Annotated in this window: 13 protein-coding genes and 1 tRNA gene; 12 read left to right on the forward strand and 2 right to left on the reverse strand. The window is 63.7% G+C overall.

Annotated features, from left to right (window positions below; genetic code table 11):
- Position 1: 1 nt before the first annotated feature.
- Positions 2 to 916 (reverse strand): YicC/YloC family endoribonuclease, encoded by a 915-nt coding sequence (locus tag QTI66_RS17310; protein WP_286561067.1) that lies wholly within the window; start codon positions 914 to 916, stop codon positions 2 to 4.
- A 90-nt stretch (positions 917 to 1,006) separates the two neighbouring features.
- On the opposite strand from QTI66_RS17310, the gene QTI66_RS17315 reads away from it, so the two are divergent.
- The 12 genes from QTI66_RS17315 (at position 1,007) to QTI66_RS17370 (ending at position 12,001) form a co-directional block, all read left to right on the forward strand.
- Positions 1,007 to 2,014 carry a serine/threonine protein kinase gene (locus tag QTI66_RS17315; RefSeq protein ID WP_286561068.1) on the forward strand — a complete coding sequence of 336 codons (1,008 nt, stop codon included), beginning with the start codon at positions 1,007 to 1,009 and terminating at the stop codon, positions 2,012 to 2,014.
- Positions 2,015 to 2,024: 10 nt separating this feature from the next.
- Complete coding sequence (locus tag QTI66_RS17320; protein ID WP_286561069.1) at positions 2,025 to 2,927, forward strand: PP2C family protein-serine/threonine phosphatase; 903 nt, start codon at positions 2,025 to 2,027, stop codon at positions 2,925 to 2,927.
- A gap of 31 nt (positions 2,928 to 2,958) precedes the next feature.
- Positions 2,959 to 3,690: a ribonuclease PH gene (gene rph, locus QTI66_RS17325; RefSeq protein WP_286561070.1), complete on the forward strand. Its 732-nt coding sequence runs from the start codon at positions 2,959 to 2,961 to the stop codon at positions 3,688 to 3,690.
- Between the two features lie 32 nt (positions 3,691 to 3,722).
- The gene (gene rdgB, locus QTI66_RS17330) at positions 3,723 to 4,322 is read left to right on the forward strand and encodes an RdgB/HAM1 family non-canonical purine NTP pyrophosphatase (RefSeq protein ID WP_286561071.1); all 600 of its coding nucleotides are present in this window, start codon (positions 3,723 to 3,725) and stop codon (positions 4,320 to 4,322) included.
- Positions 4,323 to 4,422: 100 nt separating this feature from the next.
- Positions 4,423 to 5,604, forward strand: coding sequence for a radical SAM family heme chaperone HemW (gene hemW / locus QTI66_RS17335; protein WP_286561497.1), 1,182 nt, complete (start codon positions 4,423 to 4,425; stop codon positions 5,602 to 5,604).
- A gap of 95 nt (positions 5,605 to 5,699) precedes the next feature.
- Positions 5,700 to 5,787, forward strand: a tRNA-Ser gene (locus QTI66_RS17340).
- A gap of 130 nt (positions 5,788 to 5,917) precedes the next feature.
- Positions 5,918 to 7,150, forward strand: a complete 1,233-nt coding sequence (locus QTI66_RS17345) for a tyrosine-type recombinase/integrase (RefSeq protein ID WP_286561072.1) — start codon at positions 5,918 to 5,920, stop codon at positions 7,148 to 7,150.
- 634 nt (positions 7,151 to 7,784) lie between these two features.
- Positions 7,785 to 7,997, forward strand: a complete 213-nt coding sequence (locus tag QTI66_RS17350) for a helix-turn-helix transcriptional regulator (RefSeq protein ID WP_286561073.1) — start codon at positions 7,785 to 7,787, stop codon at positions 7,995 to 7,997.
- Between the two features lie 103 nt (positions 7,998 to 8,100).
- Positions 8,101 to 8,784: a phage antirepressor KilAC domain-containing protein gene (locus QTI66_RS17355; protein ID WP_286561074.1), complete on the forward strand. Its 684-nt coding sequence runs from the start codon at positions 8,101 to 8,103 to the stop codon at positions 8,782 to 8,784.
- Positions 8,781 to 11,261, forward strand: coding sequence for a DUF3987 domain-containing protein (locus QTI66_RS17360; protein WP_286561075.1), 2,481 nt, complete (start codon positions 8,781 to 8,783; stop codon positions 11,259 to 11,261). Before QTI66_RS17355 ends, QTI66_RS17360 begins: the two co-directional genes overlap by 4 nt.
- The gene (locus QTI66_RS17365) at positions 11,261 to 11,650 is read left to right on the forward strand and encodes a hypothetical protein (protein ID WP_286561076.1); all 390 of its coding nucleotides are present in this window, start codon (positions 11,261 to 11,263) and stop codon (positions 11,648 to 11,650) included. Before QTI66_RS17360 ends, QTI66_RS17365 begins: the two co-directional genes overlap by 1 nt.
- Before the next feature lie 138 nt (positions 11,651 to 11,788).
- A complete protein-coding gene (locus tag QTI66_RS17370; protein ID WP_286561077.1) occupies positions 11,789 to 12,001 on the forward strand; it encodes a hypothetical protein in 213 nt (70 codons plus the stop codon).
- Positions 12,002 to 12,233: 232 nt separating this feature from the next.
- Here the strand turns inward: QTI66_RS17370 and QTI66_RS17375 are convergent, their stop codons facing one another.
- Positions 12,234 to 12,512: a hypothetical protein gene (locus QTI66_RS17375; RefSeq protein WP_286561078.1), complete on the reverse strand. Its 279-nt coding sequence runs from the start codon at positions 12,510 to 12,512 to the stop codon at positions 12,234 to 12,236.
- Positions 12,513 to 12,732: the final 220 nt, after the last annotated feature.

A 12,732-nucleotide genomic window follows, 5' to 3' on the forward strand; every position in this document is an offset into this window, starting at 1 on the left:
ATTACTCGATGTTCTGAACCTGCTCGCGCATCTGCTCGACCAGGACCTTCATGTCGACGCCGATCCGGGTGAGTTCCAGTGTGGCGGACTTGGAGCCCAGCGTGTTGGCTTCGCGGTGGAGTTCCTGGATCAGGAAATCGAGACGCTTGCCGATCTCGCCGCCTTTTTTCAACAGGCGCTCGATTTCGTCGAGGTGCGAGGCAAGGCGGGTGAGTTCCTCGGCCACGTCGATCCGGATGGCGAAGGCGGTGGCTTCGGTCAGGGCGCGGTCCTGCGCGGCTTCGGGCAGGGTGCCGCCGGCCAGGCCCATCGCCTCTTGCCAACGCTCAAGGAAGCGCGTGCGCTGCTGTTCCACCAGTTGGGGCACCAGCGGGCGGGCTTGCTCGGCCAGCTTGCGAAGCTGCTCGAGGTGGCCGGTGAGCATGGTGGCAAGCCGGCCGCCTTCGCGGGCGCGGGCAGCCAGCAGGTCGTCGAGCACGCGCTTGGCCAGTGCGGTGAGGTCGGGGCCCCAGTCGCCTTGGGCGGCGCTGTCGCCGCCGGCCAGGCGCAGCACGTCGGCCACGCTCAGTTCGCGGGCGGCCGGGAGCCAGGCGCGGATGTTGTCCTGGACGCCATTAAGCCGCTGCAGCAATCGCGGGGAGGGGTCGGCAATACCGCCCGGCGCTGCGTTCTCGATGGCGCCGCGCACCTCAACCTTGCCGCGTTTGAGGCGTTCTCCCAACAGTTCGCGAAGGGCTGCTTCGTGCTGGCGCAGCTCTTCGGGCAGCTTGAACGTGAGGTCCAGGAAGCGGCTGTTGACCGACCGGATTTCGATCCCCAGACGGCTCGCTGTCGAGGGACGAACGTCGGTTTCGGAGTGGCCCGCAGTGGCGCCGGTTTGGCCACTTGCGTAGCCGGTCATGCTGTAAACTGGCATCGCGCCTCGCTGTGTTCTTGTATGTGCACCGAAGGCGTCGGCACTGCGCTCGCTTGCCGCACTACCGCCTTCGGGCGAAACTCCCGGATTATGTCAAAGGTCAAACCTTCGCCCCTGTTGCCTGACACGGTTATCGGCGGATACCGCGTGGTGCGGCGCCTGTCCGCGGGTGGCTTCGGTGTTGTTTACCTCGCGCTCGACGCCTCGGGCCAGCAGGTCGCCATCAAGGAATACCTGCCTTCGTCCCTGGCTTCGCGAGGTGTGGGCGAACTTCTGCCGCAGGTGGCGCCGGAGAAGCTTTCGCTCTACCGCCTGGGGCTCAAGAGCTTCTTCGAAGAAGGCCGCTCGCTCGCGCAGATCTCGCATGCCTCGGTGGTGAGCGTGCTCAACTTCTTCCGCGAGAACGAAACCGTCTACATGGTGATGAACTACCTGGAGGGCGCGACCCTGCAGGACTTCATCGTCACGGCGCGCGACCTGAAGAAGCAGAAGGTGTTCCGCGAGTCGACCATCCGATCGCTTTTTGACGAGATCCTGCGGGGCCTGCGCATCGTGCACCAGCACAAGATGCTGCACCTGGACATCAAGCCCGCCAACATCTTCGTGACCGACGACGACCGGGCCGTGATGATCGACTTCGGCGCCGCCCGCGAAGTGCTGAGCAAGGAAGGCAATTTCATCCGGCCGATGTACACGCCGGGCTTTGCGGCTCCCGAGATGTACCGCCGCGATTCGTCGATGGGCCCGTGGACGGACATCTACGCCATCGGCGCATGCATCTACGCCTGCATGCAGGGCTATCCGCCCAGCGACGCGCCGCAGCGCATTGAAAAAGACCGGCTCTCGCTCTCGCTTTCGCGCCTGCGCGGGGTGTATTCGGACAACCTCATCGAGGTGGTCGAATGGTGCATGTCGCTCGACCCGCTTTCGCGTCCGCAGTCGGTTTTTGCGCTGCAAAAAGAATTGAGCCGCGAAGGTGAACGGCGCTACACCAAGCTCACGGTGGGCGAGAAGGTTCGCCTCTCCATCGACAACATGCGCTCGCCGGACAAGAAGACGCTGCCAAAGGCGGCTGCGCCCACCACGAGACCGGCATGAAAGCGCCCGCATGAAATTCTCAGTCTTCCAGGTCAGCCGCAAAGGCGGCCGTCTCAAGAACGAAGACCGCATGGGCTACTGCTACACGCGGGAGTCGGGCCTCTTCGTGCTGGCCGACGGCATGGGCGGCCATCCGGAAGGCGAGGTGGCGGCGCAGCTGGCTTTGCAGACCATCGCGGCCCTCTACCAGCGCGAGGCACGGCCCATCCTGCGGGATCCGAAGGCCTTCCTGACCTCGGCCGTGCTGGCGGCGCACCACCAGATCATGCGTTACGCCGGCAACAAGGGCATGCTCGACACGCCCCGCACCACAGTGGTGGCGGCGGTGCTGCAAGGCACCTCGGCCACCTGGGTGCATTGCGGCGATTCGCGCCTTTACGTGATTCGCGACGGCGAATTGCTCACGCGCACCCGTGACCACTCGCACGCCGAGCGGCCGCGCGCCACGCCCGGCCCCGAAATCGTCAACCGCAACCTGCTGCTGACCTGCCTGGGCTCGCCGACGACGCCATTGTTCGACATCTCCGAGCCGCTGACGCTGCAGCAGGGCGACCGCATCATGCTGTGCTCCGACGGCCTGTGGGGCGTGATGGACGAGATGCAGATCGTGCGCATCCTGGCCAATCAGCCCGTGTCCGACGCGGCGCCCGAACTGGTCGAAATGGCACTGCGCCGCGGCGGTGCCAACGGCGACAACGTCACCATGATCGCGCTCGAGTGGGAAACCCCGGATGCGCCGGGCGTCGAGCGCGGCATTTCGACCGACAGCATCAACGAAGGCGTTTTTGCCTCCACCATCCAGGCGGGCATGCCCTCCGAGAGCGAATCGGACGACCTGGACGAAGACGCCATCGAGCGTTCCATCGCCGAAATCAACGAGGCCATCCGCCGTTCAGCGGCGCGCAAGGGCTGACCTCTCCTTTCCCTTCCCCGATTCCCTAAAAATGACTGACTACATACGAAGCGGCGGCCGTGCCGCCGACCAGCTGCGCCCCGTGCGCATCACCCGCGGTTTCACCATCCACGCCGAAGGCTCGGTGCTGATCGAGTTCGGCCAGACGCGCGTGCTGTGCACCGCCTCGGTCGAAGAACGCGTGCCGCCACACAAGCGCGGCAGCGGCGAAGGCTGGGTCACGGCCGAATACGGGATGCTTCCGCGCGCCACGCACACGCGCAGCGACCGCGAAGCCGCTCGCGGCAAGCAGAGCGGCCGCACGCAGGAAATCCAGCGACTCATCGGCCGCTCGATGCGCGCGGTGTTCGACCTGGCGGCGCTCGGCGAGCGCACCATCCACCTCGATTGCGACGTGCTGCAGGCCGATGGCGGCACGCGCACGGCAGCCATCACCGGTGCCTTCGTCGCGGCGCAGGACGCCGTCAACAAGCTGATCGCGGACGGCCGCATCGCTGCGTCACCGATCCGCAGCCACGTGGCCGCCATCTCGGTGGGCATCGTGGACGGCACGCCGCTGCTCGACCTCGAATACACCGAGGACTCGGCGTGCGACACCGACATGAACGTGGTCATGACCGGCGCCGGGCACTTCGTGGAAGTGCAGGGCACGGCCGAAGGCGCGGCCTTCTCGCGCGCCGAAATGGACAAGCTGCTGGGCCTTGCCGAAAAAGGCATCGGCGAGCTGATCGGGATGCAGACGCAGGCCCTCGCGGCCGCGTGACTGGAGGGCGCCCGAGTGGCGCAGACGTTGACATGAAACTGGTCCTGGCATCCAACAATGCAGGCAAGCTCGCCGAGCTGCAGGAACTCTTTGCGCCGCTGGGCGTGGTGCTGGTCCGGCAATCCGAGCTGGGTGTGAGCGAAGCGGCCGAGCCCTTTCGCACCTTTGTCGAAAACGCGCTGGCCAAGGCCCGCCACGCCAGCGCCGCGACGGGCCTGCCCGCCATTGCCGACGACGCGGGCTTGTGCGTCGATGCCTTCGGCGGCCTGCCCGGCGTGGACACGGCCTACTACGCCACGCAGTTCGGCTACCCCAAGGGCGACAGCAACAACGTGCGCGCCTTGCTGGAACAGATGCAAGGCGTCGCCAACCGCCGCGCCGCGTTGGTCAGCACCCTGGTGGCGCTGCGCACGCACGACGACCCGGAGCCGCTGATCGCGGCGGGTCGCGTCGTCGGCCAGATCGCGCGCGAGCCGGTCGGGGACAATGGCTTCGGCTTCGACCCGGTGATGTTCCTGCCGAATTTCGGCAAGACCTTTGCGCAGTTGCCCGCGGACGTGAAGAACGCGAACAGCCATCGAGGGCAGGCGGCGCGGGCCATGCTTGCGCTCATTCGCGAGCGCTGGGCATGAGGCCGCGTCCCATTCGTCGAGAGTTGACGGCGTGAGCATCCCCATTCGACCCGTCTCAGCGGAGCAAGGGAGCAGCAACGCCAATGACGTGTTGCACCAGATGCGACCCGGCCCGCTGCAGCTGGCGGCACTGCCGCCGCTGTCGCTGTACGTGCACCTGCCCTGGTGCCTGCGCAAGTGCCCGTATTGCGACTTCAACTCGCATGAATGGCGTGACGGGGCGGCGGGCGATGGCATTCCGCAGCAACGCTATATCGACGCCGTCATTGCCGACCTCGACGCCGCGCTGCCGCTGATCTGGGGCCGCAGCGTCCACACCATCTTCATCGGCGGCGGAACGCCCAGCCTGTTTTCTCCGGAAAGCATCGACCGCCTGATCAGCGAAGTGCGCGCGCGCCTGAAGCTCACGCCGGATTGCGAAATCACGCTGGAAGCCAACCCCGGCACCTTCGAGCGCGACCGATTCAGGGGCTACCGGGCCGCGGGCGTGACGCGCTTGTCAGTCGGCGTGCAAAGCTTCAACGACACGCACCTGAAGGCGCTCGGCCGCGTGCACGACAGCGCGCAAGCCATCGCGGCTGTCGAAGAGGCGGCCAGCGCGTTCGAGACGTTCAACCTCGACCTGATGTACGCCTTGCCGGGCCAGACCCCGCAAGACCTGGAAGCCGACCTGACGCAGGCACTGGCATTGGCGCCGCCGCACCTGTCGGTGTACCACCTGACCCTGGAGCCGAACACCTACTTCGCCAAGTACCCGCCCGCGCTGCCGCCGGAAGACGACGCGTACGCCATGCTCGACCGCATCACCGAGCGCACGGGCGAGCTGGGCATGCAGCGCTACGAGATCTCGGCGTATGCGAAGGAAGGCCATCGCTGCGCGCACAACCTCAACTATTGGCAGTTTGGCGACTACCTCGGCATTGGCGCCGGCGCGCACAGCAAGCTGAGCTTTGCGCATCGCATCGTGCGGCAGGTGCGCTTTCGTGAGCCGCGGCTGTACATGGAGAACGCGTTGTCTGCTTCGACGGGTGCTGTGGCGCAGAGTGAGGAAGTGGCGATTGCGGACTTGCCTTTTGAGTTCATGTTGAACGCGCTCCGGTTGAAGGACGGTTTTACGCTGGCGCAGTTCGGCGAGCGTACGGGGTTGGCGATCACGGCGATTCAGAAGGGCATGGAGGAGGCGGAACGCAAAGGATTGCTTGCGCGTGACCTCTGGCATGCCTGGCCGACGGAGCGGGGCTTTGACTTTTTGAGTGATTTGCAGGAGATTTTTCTTGCGTGATGCGCGACGTGGGAGCGATGCGGTGACCGTCTCGACGACTCCAGTGTCGCGCTCCGACTAGAATCCATGCCGCGCGGTCACGCCGCCGCGCATCAGGAGAGTTGGGTGAGTGGTTTAAACCAGCAGTCTTGAAAACTGCCGACGTGAAAGCGTCCGTGAGTTCGAATCTCACACTCTCCGCCAGATCCCCCCGAAAATTCTTCCAAGACACTGTCGCCACAGAGGGAAAACCTCATGCGATCGGCTCATGTCGACTCCTAGAATCCAGCGCAATCCCACATCTTTTGTGGGTAAGGTTGATGGAAAGGACGATATGCCCAAAAAGGCAGTGGAACTTGGTGCGTTGCAGGTCGGTCGGCTCAAGAAGCCTGGCGCGCATGCCGTTGGGGGCGTGGCCGGCCTGCAGTTGAAAGTTAACGACGCCGGTGCCCGTTCATGGGTCTTGCGCGCCATGATTGCCGGCAAGCGCCGCGACATGGGGCTCGGGGGCTTTCCGGACGTGACTCTTGCGCAGGCGAGGGAGCGGGCCAGGGCGGCGCGCGATCTGATCGACGCCGGCTCCGACCCGGTTCAATTGCGCCAGGCGGCACGCAGCGCGGCCGCCGCCGCCCACGCCAAGGCCAAGACGTTCGATCAGTGTGTTGAAGGCTTCATGAAAGCGAAGTCAGGCGAATGGCGCAATGCCAAACATCGCGCGCAGTGGCAAAGCACCCTGGACAACTATGCGTCGCCCGTATTCGGAAACGTATTAGTGCAGGACGTCGAGCTCGCGCACGTCTTGAAGGTCTTGGAAGACATTTGGACGACCAAGACGGAAACCGCCTCGCGACTGCGTGGCCGGATCGAAACCATTCTCAACTGGGCAACGGCGCGAGGCTTTCGGACCGGCGACAACCCGGCACGCTGGCGCGGACACCTCGACCATATGCTCGCGAAGCCGCGGAAGATCGCGACCGTCAAGCACCACCCGGCTGTGAAGATCGACGACGTGCACAAATTCATGATCGAGCTTCGGAGGATGGAGGGCATCGGGGCGCGGGCGCTCGAGTTCGCCATCCTGACGGCGGGTCGTTCCGGGGAGGTTCGCGGCGCTCGGTGGCATGAAATCGACATGCGCGAAAAGGTGTGGACCGTGCCGGCTGAGCGGATGAAGGCGAAGAAAGAGCACCGCGTGCCCTTGTCCAGGCAGGTGATGAAGCTGCTCGATGGCCTTCCCCGTATCGAAGGGTCGGATGTTGTGTTCCCCGGCGCGAAGGGCAAGCCGCTATCGGACATGGCCCTCACGGCCTGCATGCGGCGCATGAAGCTCGACGCCGTGCCGCATGGCTTTCGCAGTACGTTTCGCGATTGGGCATCCGAAAAGACCACGTTCCCTCGCGAAGTCGCCGAAATGGCGCTGGCACACACGATCGAAAGTGCCGTCGAAGCTGCGTACCGCCGCGGCGACTTGCTCAAGAAACGGACCTCGATGATGCAAGCGTGGGCCGACTACTGCGACACGCCGCCCATCAAAGGGGCCAACGTGGTGCCAATTAGAGCGGCTTGACGTCGCCGATCGCTCGGGGTGGCGCCGGGAGTCTGGGGTGTGCCTTGCCACAACCCTCGGCGATGCTGCCTATTCGCACCACGTTGTCGATGCTCTGCAATGTCCTTGAAGGGGCAAGTTGTCAAAAGTCCGCGCGTGGCATCACCGATTGCCGGCGCACGCTCATCCCCTCCGGCCGCGGGCGTGTCTTTTGTGCAACAGACGCTTCCGTAATTTATGGTTAACAAACGCCGAAAAAAAACCTAGTGGCACCAGTAAGTTGCGATTTTGAGACGTGACGAAGTCTTTCACTTCTGGTTAACAAGAGCCGTCAAAGCAGTCTCAAAGTGGCTCAAGACCACACAAATAGCGGCGAGTCAGGCGGGGGTGCTGGCTATCATTCCAATGCCCAAGTGGACAAACGGATGCAGAAACAGCAATGGATGCGTCTCAGTAGCCCACAAAAGGCGACGGGGTTCGCGATCTACCAAATCACGAACCCCGTCTTGACCACCCGGACCCAAAAGTCCAGAAGTCACTCGTTGCAGAGGAGACAGAGGATAGCGGGTAGGAAGAGCCAGCGTCAACGCGATGTCGCAAGCTTGACCTTTTCGCAGGGTTCGGGGCTTCGCAAGTACTTTCCGAAACCTCGCAAATGCAATTGAGCACTACCTACCTCGCTCCTGAAAAAGATTCCCTGCTGCGCCTCCCCCAAGTCCTGACCCGCGTGCCCGTGTCCCGTGCGGCATGGTGGAAAGGTGTGAAAGACGGTCGCTACCCGTCCGGGCACAAACTCGGCCCGAAGACCACCTGCTGGCTCTCCAGCGACATCGACAAGCTGATCGCCAAACTGGCCTCCGACGAATAAGGGGCCTCACATGAACAGTATGTACGGCGTCATGCCGGGCGTGAGCATGCCCGCACCGGCCTTCAATGCGCACCACCTCAAAACCAATGCGGAATCGCTCACGATGTCGAGCCGCGAGATTGCACGCGTCACGCGCCAAGAGCACCGCAAGGTGAAGGCCGACATTCGCACCTTGCTGATCGACCTGTACGGGGAAACGGGCGCACTGCTCTTTCAGTCCACGCAGTGCAATTCGCAGAATGGCGTGCCTTACCCCGTGTACTTGCTGCCCAAACTGGAGACGTTCGTCTTGGCATCTCGCTATGGCAGCGGGCATGACTGGCACATCCTCGACCGCTGGTACGAAATGGAAACTGGCGTGCCGGTGAGCATGCCGCGACTGTGGGGTTTCGCGATGAAGCAGTTCGACGAACAGATTGACGCGGGACTCATCGCGCTCCGGGACGACAAGGATGCGATCGCGGTGATCAAAAAGCAGTACGCCGGCGCCTTTATGGCGTCCTTCGGCAACAAGGGTCTGCGTGAGGTCTGCATGCTCTTGGGTGCGGACGAACACGACTTTGTGGCGTGGCTGCAGAGCGCCGGCATCATGTACCGCCTGGGCTGCGAGCGCCTGCCCTATTCGATCCATTTGAGCGCCGGTTTCTTCGTTGTGGAGGCCGGCCCCGCTGATGAGTCCATGCGCGCCACGATCAAAGCCAAGTTCACGCCCGAGGGCTTCGTCTGGATCGCAGGCCAGTGGGCCAAACATCAAGTCTACCTCGCGAAGATCGGCGGTGCGATTTGACCAACGCGCTCCAACAGTTCCGCGCGGCGCTCGAAGCCCGCGACATCATCCCGCCCGAGCAAATCATTGCCGACGGCACGCTCCACCGTTGCGATGCCAAGGGCAAGAACGGCCGCTGCGACGCGGCCTACGTCCTCCACCTCGACGGTGTGCCCGCCGGCGGCTTTGAAAATCACTGCGACGGCCTTGACTGGCAGGTGTGGAGGGCTGACATCGGCCGTGCCCTCAGCGCAGCCGAAAGGGATGCTCAGCGCGCTCATGTAGAGGCGGCTCGCCGCGCCCGTGAAGAAGCTGACGAGATGCATCGCGAGGCCGCAGCGGCGGATGCCAACATCCTCTGGCGCAACGCCGAACCCGCCGCGCCCGACCATCCCTATTTGCTCAAGAAAGGCGTCAACCCTCACGGCCTGCGTGTCGAAGGTGGCGACCTGATCGTGCCGATCCGGGACACAAACGGCAAGATGACGACGCTCCAGCGGATCGACGCGAACGGCGTCAAGCGGTTCCTTCCCTTTGGCCGCAAGCGTGAGTGCTACTTCGGTATTGGCAAGCCGGGCGACACCATTTGCATCACCGAGGGTTTTGCCACCGGCGCAAGCGTGCACGAGTCGACCGGGCAAGCCGTTGCTGTCGCGTTCGACTGCGGTAACTTGATGCCCGTGGCCAAGGCCCTGCGCGCCCGCTTCCCGTATATGAAGATCGTGGTGGCCGCTGACGACGACATCGACGCCAAAGGCAACCCCGGCTTGACCAAAGCGCAGGAGGCCGCCAAGGCCGTGGGCGGCACGGTCATGGTGCCGGTGTTCGGCGCTGAGCGGAAGCCCGGCCAGACCGACTTCAACGACCTGCATCAGGCGCAAGGGTTCGATGCGGTGCGCAAGTGCTTCGAGAAGGCAGAGGCCGTCGAGGAGGTGCACGACGACGATCACCCCGACCCCCACCGCAATGTGCCGCGCCCGGATCCGGCCGCGCTGTATGGCCTGATTGGCGAAATCGCGCTGGCCGCTGCCGAGACGACCGAAGCCAACCCCTTCGCCGTGGCATTGAATGTCATGACCTACCTGAGCGCCGCGGTCGGGCGCGTTGCCTACTACCCCGTGGGCAACACCTTTCACCACCCGCGCCTATTCGGACTCCATGTCGGTCGCACCGGCCGCGGTCGCAAGGGGGACGCCACCAGTATCGTTCAGCGCATCGACAAGGCGATCCGTGCGAAGGACGAGTACATCGCGCCGCAGGTCCACCGCGGCGGCCTGTCCACGCGCGAGGGCCTGGCATTCCTGATCCACGATGGCTACATGGACGGCAAAAACGAGGTCCCGCCAATCCATGACAAGCGGTTGTATGTGGTGGAGTCGGAGTTCGCGAACGTCTTGAATCAGACCAAGCGCGACGGCAACACACTGTCGCCCGCACTGCGCGACGTGTTTGACGGTACTTCGATCAAGCCGGCGACCAAGACAAATCGCCTCGGGGCAACCGATCCGCATGTCGCCATGTCGTGTGCGGTGACACCGAGCGAGTTGCGCTCGATGCTGGCAACCCGCGAGCTGACCAATGGCTTCGCGAATCGCTTCATGATGGTGTTTGCCGAGCGCGAGCACCTCGTGCCATTCCCCCGGCCAACATCACCGCACGTGATTGACGGCTTCGCCGACCGCATCATCGATGCGCTGAAATGGATCGGCGCAGATCGCCCTGTCGAAACCGATGTGCGCGAGATGAAACTCACACCGGCCGCGCAAAGGCACTACGAGAAGCTCTACCACGGCGAGCTCAACGACCAAAGCGCCGGCGAGCTCGTCAACGCGCTGGTCGAACGTCGCGCCCCGATTCTGCTGCGCATGGCGATGTTGTTCGCCATCTTCGACAAGCGCAATGAAATCGATGTGCCCCATGTCGGGGCCGCGATGGCGTGGGTGCGTTACTGGACCGATTCCGTCAAATATATCTTCGCGACTGCGCTGGATGAAGTGACGGTGGCCGAGACCAGCGCGAACGCCAACAAGATCCTCAAGTTCCTGACCAGCAAGGGCAGCGCCAGCCGAACGGACATCTCCGTCGAATGCTTCGCGAGGCACTTGTCCAAGGACAAGATTGATGCGGCGCTCGACGAGTTGTTGTCGCACACGCCGGCATTGATCGAGGTTGAGACGGTGCCGAGCACCCGCCGTCCCCAAAAAATGTACCGCTTGATGGATGCGAACAAAGCGAAGTTGGCGAAGTTTGAGCAACAGCGCGCTCTGCAGACTGATCTGCGCGGGGGCGAAGTTGGCGAATCTGACGAACAAAGCGGCGGCACGAAGTTCAACTCCGAAGCATTGGTTAGCCAAGTTCGCACGGTTCGCGACCAGCAAGAACAGGCCGCAACCCGCACGGGCATTGATCTTTCGCCAAGTTCGCCTGGTTCGCACGACGAAGTTAAGCCCGTCGTCCTGGAGGCATCGGCCGCAATCGCCGACATCGAGGAAATCTAGTGAAGCCCGCGTCCATCCTCGAAGTGCTCCATAGCCTTGGCCACTCCGTTTGGCTCGATGCGGGCGACCGGATGTTTGTCAGCGCCGCAAGCGCACTGCACGAGCGCCAACGCGAGCTGCTGCGCGACAACAGGGCGGCAATTATCCGGTTCCTGAAAGAGGGGGAGCGCGTCGCCGACACCGAGATGGCCGACATACTTGAGATCGCGATGCGCGTATGCGACCTCTATGGCGACGAAGCCGCCGCCCGTGAGGAAATGCGTGCCGACTGCATCGCAACACCGCATCACCTTCGCGCCGATCTTCTGGACCACTTTCGCAAGGAATATGGTCAAAGACTTCTCCGCTACGCGTCAGCACCGCACCCCGGCAAAGGTGGTGACCCGTGAGAGGCTTTGCAGGTTTCTATCCTCGCCCGTGACCTTCCGCGCGCGAACTGCGCGTGGACGACCAGCCCGACACCGCCCCAGCCACGATTCACTCGCACGCGTGCACACACGCAACGCGTACATCTCACTGACTTACCCATGAGCCCCCGCAATTTCCCCCGCCCCCCCATTTCCATCTCCGGCGCCCTGCGCCGCCGCGTCAACCAGATTGCCCATGCTCAGGGCCTGAAGCACGAGGTTGCAAGCAAGGCGCGCATTGTCGATGAACTGCACCGCATTGCCGAGGACGACAGCGTGGATGACCCCACCGCCGCGATCAGCGCGTACCTGAAGGGGCTGGAGGCCGCATAGAGCCGCCAGTGGGGGCTGTGCTGGTTGTGGCGTCACTGCCCTCGCTTCCCCTTGCCCCCTTGCCCCCTTGCCCCCTTGCCCCCTTGCCCTGTCCCCCGAGGCGTATCTGGAATGGGCCAACCGGCCCAGCCGGGGGATTTGCACGAACCGTTCCTGTTGCACCGGCCCCTGCGTTTCACCTTGACGCAGGGGCAAGGAGCCACACCGGCCTCGTGGAAGTCCGTCCTACGCACTACTCGGCGTGTTCTTCGACCACCGTGTCGTCCACCACGACAAGGCGGCGTACCTGCCAGGCCGGTTCGCGCTTGCGCCTCACGGCCTCGTCGGGCGGTACTGCTACCCACAGCATCGGTTCGACGTTGGTGTTGAGTTTTCGTGCGATCCACACCGTGCGGCGGGTGCGGTCCACCGGCGTGAGGACCAGCAAGGCCAACACTACAAGGCACACCGTAGCCACGTTGTCGTTGTAGTCGAAGAAACCGAACGCTACGCCGACAACATTGCCCTCCATCACGGAGCCCTACGACCGCGAGACGATTACCCCCCGGCCAGGGTTTCCCGGAGCATCTGAGGGGGCCATCCTGATGGCGTGCGTCGCGCTAGTGCTGAAATGCACTCACGTACCCTAAAGGGGCTGGAGGTGCATAGCACCGGCAACAGGGCTCGGTTCTTCTTCAAACCGCCCTCGTGTACGCCCAAACCGTGAATGCCCACCTGCGCGTCGCTGGACT

Source organism: Variovorax brevis, assembly GCF_030317105.1.
GTDB classification, from domain to species: Bacteria; Pseudomonadota; Gammaproteobacteria; order Burkholderiales; family Burkholderiaceae_C; genus Variovorax; species Variovorax brevis.